The organism is Burkholderia sp. 22313 (genome assembly GCF_052045245.1).
Classification (GTDB): domain Bacteria; phylum Pseudomonadota; class Gammaproteobacteria; order Burkholderiales; family Burkholderiaceae; genus Burkholderia.
Genome location: NZ_JBQEON010000022.1, coordinates 53,772 through 68,257, shown reverse-complemented (window position 1 = coordinate 68,257; position 14,486 = coordinate 53,772). Strand labels below are relative to the sequence as shown.

General features: G+C 67.4%; 13 protein-coding genes. 6 read left to right on the top strand and 7 right to left on the bottom strand.

Annotated elements, in window-relative coordinates:
* The first annotated feature begins 98 nt into the window (after window positions 1–98).
* From ACTJKF_RS19065 to ACTJKF_RS19050, 4 genes are all read left to right on the top strand, one after another.
* A complete protein-coding gene (locus ACTJKF_RS19065; protein WP_440625137.1) occupies window positions 99–1,784 on the top strand; it encodes a choline dehydrogenase in 1,686 nt (561 codons plus the stop codon).
* A gap of 5 nt (window positions 1,785–1,789) precedes the next feature.
* Window positions 1,790–2,773, top strand: a complete 984-nt coding sequence (locus ACTJKF_RS19060) for a PDR/VanB family oxidoreductase (RefSeq protein WP_440625135.1) — start codon at window positions 1,790–1,792, stop codon at window positions 2,771–2,773.
* 30 nt (window positions 2,774–2,803) lie between these two features.
* Window positions 2,804–3,751, top strand: a complete 948-nt coding sequence (locus ACTJKF_RS19055) for a choline ABC transporter substrate-binding protein (protein ID WP_440625133.1) — start codon at window positions 2,804–2,806, stop codon at window positions 3,749–3,751.
* An 80-nt stretch (window positions 3,752–3,831) separates the two neighbouring features.
* Window positions 3,832–4,605 carry an SDR family oxidoreductase gene (locus ACTJKF_RS19050; protein ID WP_440625132.1) on the top strand — a complete coding sequence of 258 codons (774 nt, stop codon included), beginning with the start codon at window positions 3,832–3,834 and terminating at the stop codon, window positions 4,603–4,605.
* Window positions 4,606–4,697: 92 nt separating this feature from the next.
* Here ACTJKF_RS19050 and ACTJKF_RS19045 read toward each other — a convergent pair whose 3' ends face one another.
* A complete protein-coding gene (locus tag ACTJKF_RS19045) occupies window positions 4,698–5,447 on the bottom strand; it encodes a class II aldolase and adducin N-terminal domain-containing protein (RefSeq protein ID WP_440625130.1) in 750 nt (249 codons plus the stop codon).
* Window positions 5,448–5,471: 24 nt separating this feature from the next.
* Window positions 5,472–6,935: an aldehyde dehydrogenase family protein gene (locus ACTJKF_RS19040; protein WP_440625128.1), complete on the bottom strand. Its 1,464-nt coding sequence runs from the start codon at window positions 6,933–6,935 to the stop codon at window positions 5,472–5,474.
* A 312-nt stretch (window positions 6,936–7,247) separates the two neighbouring features.
* Between ACTJKF_RS19040 and ACTJKF_RS19035 the strand changes: the two genes are divergently transcribed.
* The gene (locus ACTJKF_RS19035) at window positions 7,248–8,279 is read left to right on the top strand and encodes a GlxA family transcriptional regulator (RefSeq protein WP_440625126.1); all 1,032 of its coding nucleotides are present in this window, start codon (window positions 7,248–7,250) and stop codon (window positions 8,277–8,279) included.
* 195 nt (window positions 8,280–8,474) lie between these two features.
* Here the strand turns inward: ACTJKF_RS19035 and ACTJKF_RS19030 are convergent, their stop codons facing one another.
* Window positions 8,475–8,906: a YciI family protein gene (locus tag ACTJKF_RS19030; RefSeq protein ID WP_440625124.1), complete on the bottom strand. Its 432-nt coding sequence runs from the start codon at window positions 8,904–8,906 to the stop codon at window positions 8,475–8,477.
* Window positions 8,907–9,197: 291 nt separating this feature from the next.
* On the opposite strand from ACTJKF_RS19030, the gene ACTJKF_RS19025 reads away from it, so the two are divergent.
* Window positions 9,198–9,428 (top strand): hypothetical protein, encoded by a 231-nt coding sequence (locus tag ACTJKF_RS19025; protein ID WP_440625123.1) that lies wholly within the window; start codon window positions 9,198–9,200, stop codon window positions 9,426–9,428.
* A gap of 42 nt (window positions 9,429–9,470) precedes the next feature.
* Here the strand turns inward: ACTJKF_RS19025 and ACTJKF_RS19020 are convergent, their stop codons facing one another.
* The 4 genes from ACTJKF_RS19020 to betA all read right to left on the bottom strand — a co-directional run bounded on the left by ACTJKF_RS19020 (window position 9,471) and on the right by betA (window position 14,486).
* Window positions 9,471–10,172 (bottom strand): MBL fold metallo-hydrolase, encoded by a 702-nt coding sequence (locus tag ACTJKF_RS19020; RefSeq protein ID WP_440625122.1) that lies wholly within the window; start codon window positions 10,170–10,172, stop codon window positions 9,471–9,473.
* A 167-nt stretch (window positions 10,173–10,339) separates the two neighbouring features.
* Window positions 10,340–11,110 carry an ABC transporter permease gene (locus ACTJKF_RS19015; RefSeq protein ID WP_440625120.1) on the bottom strand — a complete coding sequence of 257 codons (771 nt, stop codon included), beginning with the start codon at window positions 11,108–11,110 and terminating at the stop codon, window positions 10,340–10,342.
* Between the two features lie 5 nt (window positions 11,111–11,115).
* Window positions 11,116–12,060 carry an ABC transporter ATP-binding protein gene (locus tag ACTJKF_RS19010; RefSeq protein ID WP_440625118.1) on the bottom strand — a complete coding sequence of 315 codons (945 nt, stop codon included), beginning with the start codon at window positions 12,058–12,060 and terminating at the stop codon, window positions 11,116–11,118.
* Between the two features lie 725 nt (window positions 12,061–12,785).
* The gene (gene betA / locus ACTJKF_RS19005) at window positions 12,786–14,486 is read right to left on the bottom strand and encodes a choline dehydrogenase (RefSeq protein WP_440625116.1); all 1,701 of its coding nucleotides are present in this window, start codon (window positions 14,484–14,486) and stop codon (window positions 12,786–12,788) included.

Here is a 14,486-nt window from a genome sequence, read left to right as displayed (position 1 = left end):
GCGGCGGGGAGCGCCGCTCCCTGTCGCGTCTCCGGCGAGGTCGACGGCGTCGATCCGCCCGTTCGACCTTCATGATCACGATCAACTGCATGCAAGCGATGAAGAAACCAGAGGCAATCGACGCCGTGCGTCGCGACTACGACTATGTGATCGTCGGTGCGGGATCGGCCGGCTGCGTGCTGGCCAACCGGCTCGGGCAGGACCCGAACGTGCGGGTCCTGTTGCTCGAGGCCGGCCCCGCGAACCGGCACTGGTCGATCGACATGCCGTCCGCGATGGGCATCGTGGTGGGCGGCGACCGCTTCAACTGGCAGTACCGGTCGGAACCGGAACCGTTCCTGAACCGTCGCCGCATCGCGACGCCGCGCGGGCGCGTGCTCGGCGGCTCGTCGTCGATCAACGGGATGGTCTATATCCGCGGCCACGCGCGTGACTACGACGGCTGGGCCGAGCAGGGCTGCACCGGATGGAGCTACCGTGAGGTGCTGCCGTATTTCATCCGCTCGGAACGGCATGAACTGGGCGCCGATGCCTATCACGGCGACAGCGGCCATCTGCGCGTGACGGCCGGCCGCACCGACACGCCGCTCACGCGTGCGTTCATCGCATCGGGCGTCGATGCGGGCTACGCGCATACCGACGACGTGAACGGCTATCGGCAGGAAGGCTTCGGCCGCGTCGATCGCACGACGTGGAACGGCGCGCGCTGGAGCACCGCGCGAGGCTATCTTGCGCATGCGCTCGACCGCGGCAACGTCACCGTGCTGACCGGTGCGCTCGTGCTGCGCGTGCTGTTCGACGGCACGCGCGCGACCGGCATCGAGTACGCGTGCGACGGCGCCACGCACGCGGTGACGGCGAATGCCGAAGTGCTGCTGTGCGGCGGCGCGATCAATACGCCACAACTGCTGATGTTGTCGGGCGTCGGGCCGGCCGGCGAACTGGAACGCGCCGGCGTGCGTGCGCGGCACGATCTGCCGGGCGTCGGCCGCAGGCTGTCCGATCACCCGGATACCGTGGTGCAGTACCTGTGCAGGAAGCCCGTGTCAATCTATCCGTGGACGGTCGCGCCGCGCAAATGGTGGACCGGCGCGAGATGGTTCGCGCAGCGCGAAGGGCTGGCTGCGACCAACCATTTCGAGGCGGGTGCGTTCATCCGTTCGCGCGCGGGCGTCGAGCACCCGGATCTGCAACTGACGTTCATGCCGCTCGCGGTGCAGCCGGGCAGCGTGGAAAGCGTGCCCGCGCATGCGTTCCAGGTGCATATCGACCTGATGCGCCCGACGAGCCTCGGCGCGGTGACGCTGACGTCCGGCGATCCGCGCCAGCCGCCGAGGATCCTGTTCAATTATCTGAAGACGGAACGCGACCGGGCCGACATGCGCGCCGGCGTGCGTCTCGTGCGGGAGATCCTCGCGCAGCCGTCGTTCCGCGATCTGTGCGGCGACGAGCTTTCACCGGGCGCGGGCAAGACCGACGACGCGTCGCTCGACGCGTGGGCGCGCGACATCACCGAGACGGGCTACCACGCGGCGGGCACCTGCAAGATGGGCCCGGCGTCCGATCCCGAAGCGGTGGTCGCCCCCGACCTGCGCGTGCATGGCCTCGAGCGGTTGCGCGTGATCGACGCGTCGGTGATGCCGACGATCGTCAGCGGCAACACGAATGCGCCGACCGTGATGATCGGCGAAAAGGGCAGCGACCTCGTGCTCGGGCGCACGCCGTTGCCGCCTTCGTCGGCGCCCGTCTGGGCACAGCCTGAATGGCGCACGCGTCAACGGTGAGCACGATGGAGCCGATCCTCTCGATTCCGACCGTTTCGCACATCGGTGCGCGTGTCGTCGATGCGACGATGCTCACGCCGGAGATCCGCAGTGTCGTGTTCGCGTCGGCCGACGGCACGGCGCTGCCGCCTGCCGCGCCCGGCGCGCATGTCGAGCTGCGCCTGCCGGGCGGCATCGTGCGCCAGTACTCGATCGTCGAACGCGCGGCCGACGGATCGACCTACCGGATCGCGGTGCTGCGCGAGCCGCGCTCGCGCGGCGGGTCCGCCTATGTCGTCGAGCGGCTGGCGCCGGGCGACGCGGTCAGCCTGAGCGCGCCGCGGAATCATTTCGTGCTCGACGAGCAGGCGAGCGACTACGTGCTGATCGCGGGCGGCATCGGCATCACGCCGATCCTGCCGATGGCGCGCCGGCTCGAGGCGCTCGGCAAGCCGTTCAGGCTGTGCTACCTGGCGCGATCGCGCGAGCGGATGGCGTTGCTCGACACGATCGAAGGCGGCGCGCTGCGACTGAAAACCCGGCTGCATTTCAGCGAGCGGGACGGCGAGGCCGATCTGCGCGCGCTGCTGGGCACACCGCGCGCGGGCACGCAGGTGTATGTCTGCGGTCCGGCGCGGCTGATCGACAGCGTGCTCGACGCGGCGCGCGACTGGCCGGCCGGCGCGATCCGCTTCGAGCGCTTCGCGGCTCACGCGGTGCCATGCGCGCCACGGGATGACGCGCGGGCGTTCGAGGTCGAGCTTGCCAGAACCGGCCGTCGCCTCGCGATCCCCGCGGAGCGGTCGATTCTCGACGTGTTGCGCGACGAGCGGATCGCGGTCGATTCGGTGTGCGGAGAAGGCATCTGCGGCACCTGCGCCGTCAGGCTGCTCGACGGCGAGGCCGACCATCGCGACTGTCTCCAGACGGAGGAGGAGAAGCGCGCGAACCAACTCATCTATATCTGCGTGTCGCGCGCGAAGTCGTCACGGCTCGTGCTGGATCTTTAGTTGTCCTTCAACCTGTCTGGAGAAATCACGATGAACGTCGTCATGAAATACCTCGGGTGTGTCGCGCTGGCGGGCGTCTGCGCGGGTCACGCGGTCGCACGGGAACCGGCAACCTGCCGCGCCGTGCGGTTCGCGGAGATCGGCTGGACCGATATCGCCGCGACGACCGCGCTCGCGTCGACCGTGCTGTCGAGTCTCGGCTATCAGCCGACCAGGACGATGGCATCGATTCCGATCGCGCTGGCGGGGCTCAAGGCGCGTCAGATCGACGTGTACCTCGGCGACTGGCGGCCGTCGATGGATGCGACGAGCGGGCCGTTCGTGAAGAGCGGCGCCGTGAAGGTGCTGGACCGCCCGAACCTCGTCGGCGCGAAATACACGCTCGCAGTACCGGCGTATGCGTACGACGCCGGTCTGCGTTCGTTCGGCGATATCGCGAAGTTCGCGGACAAGCTGCAGGGCCGCATCTACGGGATCGAGCCGGGGAACGACGGCAACGAGCTGATCCGCAAGGCGATCCAGGGCAACCAGTACGGGCTCGGCAAGTTCAAGCTGATCGAATCGAGCGAGGCCGGCATGCTGGTCGAGGTCAAGCGCGCGATTCGCGATCATGCGTGGATTGTCTTTCTCGGCTGGGAGCCGCATCCGATGAACCTCGACTTCAACATGCGCTATCTCGGCGGCGGCGACGCGCTGTTCGGCCCGAACTACGGCGAGGCGAAGGTCTATACGATGACGGCGCCCGACTATGCGACACGCTGCCCGAACGCGGCGAAGCTGGTCGCGAACCTGCAGTTCACCACCGACATGGAGAACCAGGTGATGAAGGCGATTGCCTCCGGCAAGCAGCCGGAGGTCGCGGCGAAGGAATGGCTGCAGCAGCATCCGGGCGTGCTGAAGGACTGGCTGGCGGGCGTCACCACGGCCGACGGACGCGATCCGCGCGCGGCGCTCGACGTCGCGCTGAATCTTCACTGAGCATGCGACGTGCGTCCGGTGCGTCGTGGCGTGTGCCGGAGCCAACGATGACGAACGGTAACCCATCGGAGCAAAGGACAATGAACGAGCACCGGGCCGGCCGTCTGGCCGGCAAGGTCGCCGTGGTGACGGGTGCGGCGAGCGGAATCGGCAGGCGCATCGCGCTGCGATTCGCGCGCGAGGGCGCACGCGTGATCGCGACGACGAGCCGCAATGTCGCGCAGCTCGACGCGACGTGCGCGATGGCGTCTGACGGCGCGATCGTCGGCAGGCAGGCCGATGCAACGTCGACGGAGCAGGTCGGCGAGCTGGTCGACTTCGTGGAGCGGGAGTTCGGCCGGCTCGACATCCTGTGCAACAACGCGGGCGTGATCCGCGAAGCGATGCTCGTCGACACGGCCGAGGCAGACTGGGATGCGGTGATGGACGTGAACCTCAAGGGCGTGTTCCTCGGCTGCAAATACGCGATTCCGGCGATGATCCGCAGCGGCGGCGGCTCGATCGTCAATCTCGGCTCGACGAGCAGTTTCGTCGGTGAGCCGCTGCATGCGGCCTACTGTGCATCGAAAGGCGGCGTGCTGATGCTGACCCGTTGCGTGGCGATCGAGCATGCGAAGGACCGCATCCGCGCCAATGCGGTGTGCCCGGGCTGGATCGACACGCCGATGAATACGCCGTTCATCGACGCGCTCGGCGGTCGGCAGCGGATGGATGCGTTGCTCGACCAGGTTCAGCCGCTCGGGATGGGCACGCCGGAGCAGGTCGCCGACGTCGCGCTGTTTCTCGCGTCCGACGAAAGCAGTTTCGTCACCGGCACGTCGGTTCTCGTCGATGGCGGGTTGACTGCCAGGTAACGTGCGTCCACGGACGATTCGCGCCACGTCGCGTGAATCGTCCATGCGGTCGTTCGGGCGCGCGAGCATGTCGTCCCGCGCGCCGACCGTCGCTACCACGCATACGACGGCGACTCGTCGTCGAGAATCGCGCGGAGTTCCGCCAGATGTTGCTCCGCGAATCCCGCATAGTCGTCGCGCCACTGGATCATCGTCTTGCGCGCGACCTGTTCGGTCGCGATCTTCAACGGCTGGCCGGTTTGCAGCGCGCTCACGTAGGTCTCGCATGCGCGCTCGAAGTAGTACAGGTCGTCGAACGCTTGCGCGACCGACGCCGCGGCGACGATCACGCCGTGCTGGCCCATCAGCAGCACGGGCTTGTCGCCGAGCGCGTCGGCGACGCGGCACGCTTCGTCGCCGAGCCCCATTCCGTCGAATCCGGTATCGACGGCGACCCGTTCGAAGAAGCGCATGCAGTTCTGGTCGAGCGGCGGCAGCGCGGGCTGCGCGAGGCACGACAGCACCGTCGCGTATTTCGAATGCACGTGCAGCACGCAGCGTGCATGCCGATGACGCTTGTGGATTTCCGAATGGAGCGCCCACGCGGTGATGTCGGGCGCGTCGTCGCGGCGGATCGTGTCGGCGTCGTCGGCATCGACGAGCAGCAGTTCACTCGCGCGCATCCGCGAGAAATGACGCCCGCGCGGGTTGATCAGGAATTGCCGGTTGTCGTCGGATACGGCGGCGCTGAAGTGGTTGGCGATCGATTCGTGCATGCCGAGGCGCGCGGTCCAGCGGAACGCGCACGCGAGATCCGCGCGGGTCGCGCGGTGCGTCTGGTCGGGTTGCGTGGCAGTGAGCATGTCGGGTTCCCGTGTCGGTGGAGATCAGAACCAGCGTTGCGGACTGGCTTCGAAGTTGACGTACGCGTGCTTCAGTTCGGTGTATTCGTCGAGGCCGCTGCGCGACAACTCGCGGCCGATGCCGCTGGCCTTGTAGCCGCCCCACGGCGCACCCGGCAGCGTCACGTTGTAGTCGTTGACCCACACGGTCGCCGCCCGCAACCGGCGCATCACGCGGTTGGCGCGCGCGAAGTCGCGTGTCCACACGGCGCCGGCGAGGCCGAACGGCGTGTCGTTGGCCAGCGCGAGCGCAGCGTCCTCGCCGTCGAACGCCTCGACGGTCAGCACCGGGCCGAACACCTCGTCGCGCGCGATCGCCATCGTCGTGCGGACGTCGGCGATCAGCGTCGGTTCGATCCAGAAGCCGGTCGCGAACGCGTCGCCCGTCGGAGCGCGGCCGCCGCATACGATGCGCGCGCCTTCGCGCGCGGCGTCGGCGATCAGCGCCAGCACGCGATCGCGCTGCTGGGCGGAAATCACCGGGCCCATCCGCGTGGCCGCGTCGGCCCCGTGGCCGAGCCGGATCGCCGCGATGCGCGCGGCGAGCGCATCGACGAAGCGGTCGTGCAGCGCGCGTTCGACCAGCAGGCGCGAGCCGGCCGAGCACATCTGCCCGGCGTTGAAGAATGCGGCGTTCAGTGCGTAGTCGAGCGCCGTGTCGAAATCGGCGTCGGCGAACACGATGTTCGGATTCTTGCCGCCGAGCTCGAGCGACACGCGCTTGAAGTTCGTCGTGGCCGCGCGCATCACGCTGGCGCCGGCTGCGTTGCTGCCGGTCAGCGAGATCAGGTCGACATCGGCGCTCGACGCGAGCGTGTCGCCCACGTCGGCGCCGCCCGTCACGAGATTGAGTACGCCGCGCGGCAGGCCCGCGACGTGCGCAAGCTCGGCCACGCGATGCGTGGACAGCGGCGTCAGCGATGCGGGCTTGATGACGACCGTGTTGCCGGCCACGAGCGCCGGCGCGAGCTTCCACGCGGCTTGCAGCAACGGGTAGTTCCATGGCGTGATCAGCCCGCACACGCCGACCGGCTCGCGCAGCGTGACGCTGAGCGCGTGCGGTTGCGTCGCATTCACGCTGCCCGATTCGGTGACCGCGAGGCTCGCGAAATAGTCGAAGGCAGCGGCGGCGTCGTGCACGTCGGACGCCGATTCGGCCAGCGTCTTGCCGGTGTTCGCGGTCTCGATGCGCGCGAGCGCGCTCGCTTCGTTGCGCAGGGCTTCGGCCAGCGCGCGCACGCAGGCCGCGCGCTCGCTGGCGGACCGATGCGGCCACTCGCCGTGGTCGAATGCGGCGCGCGCCGCGCGAATCGCGTGTTCGGCATCGGCCGTCGTGCCGTACGACACGCGCGCAATCGTTTCGCCGGTGCCGGGATCGACGATGGCACGCTGTCCGCCAGCCGCGGCGGGTTGCCACGCGCCGTCGATATAGAGCTGTTTGATGTGCATGGAGCAGGTTCCCGGAAGTCAGTGGATACGCGTGCATCGCCCGCATTCGGGCGGAACGCGAGCCGACTATAAGGGGCGTGCGCGGCCCGCACTTGATCGATTGCGACGGCGTGTGACGCACGGCGGTGACAACGCGGGGCCTGCGCGGCCGGCATCGCGGCCATGCGGAAAGCGACATCGCGATGTCGCTTTTCATCAAGTATCGAAAGGCGGCGGGCGGCACAGTCGGGGTTGAACGGATGGCGCGTCCGATACGCGCCGCCTACGATTTCTCGCCAAGCGGCCGCTGTATCCGGCCGGATCGAAACCGCGATGACTTTACGGAAACTGCCCTTGCCGGCCACGTCGGTGGCCACGCACACACCGCGCCAGGTCGGATTGCTCGTCATGCCGCAGTTCTCCCACCTGGGGCTCGCGCTGCTGGTCGAGGCGATGTCGCTCGCGAACTGGCTCGGGCAGCGCACGCTGTACGAGTGGACCGTGCTGTCGGTCGACGGCGAACCGGTGCACGCGACCAACGGCATGTCGACGCCGACCCGGCCGATCGGCGACCAGCGCGGCGCATTCGCGACGATCTTCGTGGTCGCGAGCTTCGAGGCCCAGCAGCACGGGAAGCACCGTGGCGTGAAGACGTGGCTGCAGAACCAGATGGCGTTCGGCACGCAGATCGGCGGCGTCGAAACGGGTACCGAGCTGCTCGCGGCGGCCGGCCTGCTGCACGGACGGCCGTCGGCCGTGCACTGGGACAACGTCGAGGGTTTTCAGGAGGCGTATCCGAAGGTCGGCGCGACCACGCGGCTCTACACGATCGAGCCGCGCCTGATCACGTGCGCGGGCGGCACCGCGATCATCGACATGATGCTCGACTGGATCGGCCGCGAACACGGCGCCGAACTTGCGCGGGAGATCGCGCGGCATCTGCTGCATGCGCGGCCGCGCGGCGCGGACGAGGTGCAGTTGTCGGACCGCGCAGCGGAGCCGGAGGCGACAAGCGCCTCGGTCGCGAAGGCGATCCGGCTGATGCGCGAGTCGACGGCGGAGCCGATGTCGTGCGAATCGCTCGCGCAGGCGGTCGGGCTGTCCAAGCGCCAGCTCGAGCGGCTGTTCAAGCGGTATACGGCCACCGCGCCGCTGCAGTACTACCTGAGCCTGCGGGTTGCCACCGCGCACCAGTTGCTGCAGCAGACGGAGCTGAGCGTGTCGCAGGTCGCCGCGGCGACCGGCTTCGAATCGATCGAGCATTTTTCCCGCGTGTACAAGTCGCGGTTCGGATGCCCGCCGAGCCGCGATCGCCTGCAATCGTGGGGCGCGCCGGTGATGCGTCATCCGGTGCCGGCGGCGTAGCGTGCCGCGGCTGTGCGCTCGGCTGCATCGAGCTGCGGCGCGAAAGCGGTCGAAACGGGCATGCATGACGGAACGGTGTCACCGACTCATGTATCGAGGTGAGACGTTAGCCGGCGATGCGCCGTCAATCCGTTTGATCTGAGGATTGGGCGGGTGACCGGCAGCGATGCAGTGGCGGCGCCAGCCCCGACCGGCTCACGTGCCCCGCTTGGCGTCCATCTCCGCGCGCAGCCGCGCTTCCTGCTCCTGCAGCTCCGGCGTGAACGCTTCACCGAAGTCCTCGGGCGAGAAGATCTGGCGGATCTCGATGTCCGATTCGGTCGGCATCGGGTTCGGGCAGCGCTTGACCCATTCGATCGCTTCTTCCATGGAATTCACCTGCCACAGCCAGTAGCCGGCGATCAGTTCCTTGGTCTCGGCGAACGGGCCGTCGATGACGGTCCGGTCCTTGCCTGAGAAGTGCACGCGCTTGCCGCGCGAACTCGGATGCAGCCCTTCGCCGCCGAGCATCACGCCGGCCTTCACGAGTGCTTCGTTGTACTGGCCCATCGCGGCCAGCAGTTCGGTATCGGGCATCGTGCCCGACTCGGAAAAGGCGGTTGCCTTGACGATCACCATGACGCGCATTGTCGCTACTCCTTGAACGGGAAAGGGGCGTTCCGCTGTCGGCTGTCCGTGCGGACGGCAAATCGATCGGTTACGACACTACGACGCGCGACGATCATGCGAATCGACATCGCGCGCGAAAAATGATGATGCGCGGTGGCGCGGCAGGCGGCAGCCGGGGGCCATCGCCGCACCGTCGACGTTTTCCGGGCAGCCGCGGCGCCGTAGTGCGGATCGAGCGCGCGGCGGCGGTCCGGGGCCGCCGATCAAAGCTGGTATGCTGACCAGCACTACGTTCATGTGGAGGGCGCCATGGCAACGAAGGAAGTCTCGAAGAAAAAGTACCTGAAGATCCTGAACAAACGCCTGCGAGCCGAGCCGGATGCACCGGCCGGCGCGTCGTTCGTGTTCTTTCCGCTCGGCGCGAAGGCCAAGCATGCGACGGGCGTGGTATCCGGCGAGCCGCGCAGCAAGCGCGAACTCGCGGTGATGGCCGCGATCCAGAACAAGGCGGCCGAAGAGTTCGTCGTCGCCGGCGCCTGACCGGTATCGCCGGCTGCGCGGCCGCACCGGCGGGAACCGGCCCTACGCCGCGGCCGCCTCGCAATGCGCGATGACACCGGCGATCACGCGCGGAATGTCGTGCGTGATCGCCGGGCCGTGCATCGGCAGGATGATGTCGAGATCGAGCGCCTGGATGCGGCGCAGCGCGCCCGCCAGGTGCGCGAGCGACGGCAGGTAGTCCGAGCGCGTGATCGCATCCAGGATCGCGGGCAGCGGATCGTCGGCATCCTCCCGGCCGAAGCGCATCAGGATGTCCGACGACAGCAAGGCCTTGTATGCCGGCAGATACACGACGAGCGCGTCCCATTGATGTACGTGTTTCGTGAAGACCGGCACGACGTCGATGCCTGACAACGTCACCGGCTCGCCGTCCTTCAGCGGAATCGCGCGCACGCCGAACACGTCGGCGAGCCCCCACGTACACATCGGATGTCCGTACGCGACGAGCGCGGAATTGGCCGCGAGGAAGTCGGGCAGCGCGCCCATTTCGTCGGCTTCGAAGTGCGGAACGATCACGTTGCTGACCATCGACGGTGCGATGCCGACGGTGTCGAGCGCCGCGCTCAGTTGCGTGAAATTGGAACGCGTACCCGTTTCGACGCACAGCACGTCGCCGTGCGGCGATCGGACGAAGAACTGGCTGAAACACAGGTTCAGCGTGTCGACGTAGGACGTGGCGCGAAACAGGCCGTCGCGGATGGCATCGATTCGGGAGGCGCTCATCGGGGATCCTCGCGCAGGGAATGGGGCGGGCGCCGCGTCGCCCGCGCGCCGCGGGTTGCGGTGCGACAGGCGGCGGCAGTCGATCTTCCGGTCCAGTCTAGCAGCGCTGCCCCGGATCCGCGAACCGGGGCAATCCAGTGGTCTCGCCGCGCGCGGTGCGCGCCGCGTCAGTTTTTCAGCTTGTAGCCGGTGCGGAACATCCACGCGACGATCGCGAGCAGGAGCGCGAGGAACAGCATGGTCGCCGCGAGGCTGATCCACACATGCACGTCGGCCAACCCGTAGAACGACCAGCGGAAGCCGCTGATCAGGTAGACGATCGGGTTGAACAGCGTGACGATGCGCCACGCGGGCGGCAGCATGTCGACCGAATAGAAGCTGCCGCCGAGGAACGTGAGCGGCGTGATGATCAGCAGCGGCACGAGCTGCAGTTTCTCGAAGCTGTCGGCCCAGATGCCGATCACGAAGCCGAACAGGCTGAAGGTGATCGACGTCAGCACGAGGAACAGCACCATCCAGAACGGATGCAGGATGTGCAGCGGCACGAACAGGCCGGCGGTGGCGAGGATGATCAAGCCGAGCAGCAGCGACTTCGACGCGGCCGCGCCCACATACGCGATCACGATCTCCCAGTACGACACCGGCGCGGACAAGATCTCGTAGATCGTGCCCGTGAAGCGCGGGAAATAGATGCCGAACGACGCGTTCGAGATGCTTTGCGACAGCAGCGACAGCATCACGAGGCCCGGCACGATGAACGACCCGTAGCCGATTCCGTTCACGTCGCTGATGCGCGAGCCGATCGCCGAGCCGAACACGACGAAATACAGCGACGTCGAGATCACCGGCGCGATGATGCTCTGCATCAGCGTGCGGCGCGTGCGGGCCATTTCGGCACGGTAGATCGCGCGGATGCCGTGGAAATTCCAGTTCGCCATGTGCGTTACGCCCCTTGTGTGCCGTTGCGGCGGTTGTCGATCAGGCTGACGAAAATATCCTCGAGCGAGCTCTGCGTCGTATGCAGGTCGCGAAAACCGATGCCGGTCGTGCCGAGCGCGTTGATCAGCTTCGCGATGCTCGCGTCGTCGCGCTGCGAATCGTAGGTGTAGACGAGTGCGCTGCCGTCGTCCGCGCGTTCGAGCCCGAACGCGGCGAGTTCGGCCGGCACGGCCGCGAGCGGATGCTCGAGCTGGACGGTCAGCTGCTTCTTGCCGAGCTTGCGCATCAGCTCGCGCTTCTCTTCGACGAGCACGAGCTCGCCGCCGAGGATGATGCCGATCCGGTCGGCCATTTCCTCGGCTTCCTCGATGTAGTGCGTGGTCAGCAGGATCGTCACGCCGCTTTCGCGCAGCGAATCGACCAGCTTCCACATGTCGCGGCGCAACTCGACGTCGACGCCGGCCGTCGGCTCGTCGAGGAACAGGATGCGCGGCTCGTGCGACAGCGCCTTCGCGATCATCACGCGGCGCTTCATGCCGCCCGACAGCGTCATCAGCTTGTTGTCGCGCTTGTCCCACAGCGACAGCGCCTTCAACGTTTTCTCGATATAGGCGGGATCGGGTGCCTTGCCGAACAGGCCGCGGCTGAACGACACCGTCGCCCAGACGGTTTCGAACGCGTCGGTCGTCAGTTCCTGCGGCACGAGGCCGATCATTTCGCGGGCGGCGCGGTATTGATCGCGGATGTCGTGGCCGCCGACCGTCACGCGGCCGTCGGTCGGCGTGACGATGCCGCAGATCGAGCCGATCAGCGTGGTCTTGCCCGCGCCGTTCGGCCCGAGCAGCGCGAAGATCTCGCCCGGGCGGATGTCGAGGGTCACGTGCTTCAGTGCCTGGAAGCCGGACGCGTAAGTCTTGGAGAGGTCGGAGACGGAAAGGATCGGTTGCATGCTCACGGATGGCATGGCCGGTCGGTCCGACGCTGCGCGCCGCGCGTGCCCGGCGCCCGCCGCCGGGAGGCGGTCGGTGCCGGGTGCGGCATGGCGAACGGGCGTCATGTCGAACGGCGTAGTGGTGCGGGATCGCAGGCCGCCATATTAGCAATCGCAAGATGGAAATGCATTTCGATGGAAACGGCATGCGATGGCGGCGCCGGATTTGCGTGGAATTCGCGCGCGTTATTCAATAAAGCGATGCTCTATTTGAGACGAGCGAACAATGCGGGGATTTTTCTGCCGGGCGGGGGCGGTCGCGCTTGGCGCGCGGCAGCGGGACCGACGGCCGGCCGACTGTGCTGCCCGGCAGCCACGGCACGCTCTCGATCATCGACGTGCAAGGCCGCGCCTCGGCACGCATGCGGGCCGCCGAAGGTTTGCCCGCCGGGCTTCGCGCGGGTTGGCTGCCATTATTCAAACGGGCGTTTAGCGCCCAGGTATTTGTCTGGGCAAAGAAATCGAAGGCTGTTTGAAAAACTGTCGAACACCGTGCGCGCGCCAGGATCGCGCGGTTCGGCACGTCTGGAACGCTGCATCCCTTTACTTGCGGGTATCGTCCGATCGGGGCCGCCATTAAGGGCACGGCTTCTCGGAGCAAATTCCGATGAAAAACGGCTCGCGGCGAAAACGCCGCGAGCCGTGCATGTCGCTGCCGTGCCCGGAGGAGGGCGCGTGTGCGGTTACACCGTCTCCGGCTGCCGCACCGCCTTCGCGATATTGCGTGCCATTGCCCCATTCGCGACGAAGTAAGGCACATCGACACGCGCGAGCGGCTGGCGGCCACGGATTTTGTCGGCGATCTTCTCCGCGATCATGATCGTCGGCGCGTTCAGGTTGCCGGTCGTGATGATCGGCATGATCGACGCATCGACCACGCGCAGCCCGTCCAGACCGTGCACGCGGCCTTCTTCATCGACCACGGCCATGTCGTCGTAACCCATCTTGCACGAGCACGACGGATGGAACGCGGTTTCCGCGCGGGCCCGCACGAACGCGTCGAGTTCCTTGTCGGACTTGCAGTCGGCGCCCGGGTTCAGCTCGCGACCGCGATAGCGGTCGAGCGCGGGCTGCCGCATGATCTCGCGCGTCGCGCGGATCGCATCGCGGAACTCGCGCCAGTCGAGCGCTTCGGCCATGTAGTTGAACAGGATGCTCGGATGGTCGTTCGGATCGCGCGAGCGCAGCTTCACGCGGCCGCGGCTCGGCGAGCGCATCGAGCCGACGTGCGCCTGGAAGCCGTGCATCTCGATCGCGTTCGAGCCGTTGTAGTTGATCGCAACGGGCAGGAAGTGATACTGGATGTTCGGCCACGGATCGTCGTCGCGCGTGCGGATGAAGCCGCCCGCCTCGAAGTGGTTGCTCGCGCCGAGGCCGGTGCCGTTCAGCATCCATTCGAGACCGATCTTCGGCTGGTTCCACCACTTGAGCGCGGGGTACAGCGACACAGGCTCCTTGCATTCGTACTGGATGTACATCTCCAGGTGATCCTGCAGGTTCTGGCCGACGCCGGGCAGATCGAGCACGACGGGAATGTCGAGCTCCTTCAACCACGCGCCGGGGCCGACGCCCGAGCGCTGCAGCAGTTGCGGCGAGGCGATCGCGCCGCTGCACACGAGCACTTCGCGGCGCGCATGCGCGGTCGCGCGCTCGCTGCCGCGCAGGTACGTGACGCCCGATGCGCGCTTGCCGTCGAACAGGATGCGATCGGCGAGCGCATGCGTGACGATCTCGAGGTTCGACCGCACCTTCGCCTGGTCGAGGTAGCCGCGCGCGGTGCTCGCGCGGCGGCCCTTCGGCGTGACGGTGCGGTCCATCGGGCCGAAGCCTTCCTGCTGATAGCCGTTCAGGTCGTCGGTGCGCGGATAGCCGGCCTGCACGCCCGCATCGACCATCGCCTCGAACAACGGGTTCACGCCCGGCTTGCTGGTCGTGACCGACACGGGGCCGTCGCCGCCGTGGTAGTCGTTCGGGCCGACGTCGCGCGTCTCGGCCTTCTTGAAGTACGGCAGGCAGTCGAGATACGTCCAGTTCTCGAGCCCTTTATGCGTCGACCAGTTGTCGTAGTCGAGCGCGTTGCCGCGGATATAGCACATCCCGTTGATCAGCGACGAGCCGCCGAGCCCTTTGCCGCGGCCGCATTCCATCCGGCGGTTGTCCATGTGCGGCTCGGGGTCGGTCTCGTAGGCCCAGTTGTAGCGGCGGCCCTGCAGCGGATAGGCGAGCGCCGCCGGCATCTGCGTACGGAAGTCGAAGCGGTAGTCGGGGCCGCCCGCTTCGAGCAGCAGCACCGTGACATTCGGATCTTCCGTCAGGCGCGTCGCGAGCACGTTGCCCGCGGAACCGGCGCCGCAGATGATGTAGTCGTATTCGCGTGTCGTCAT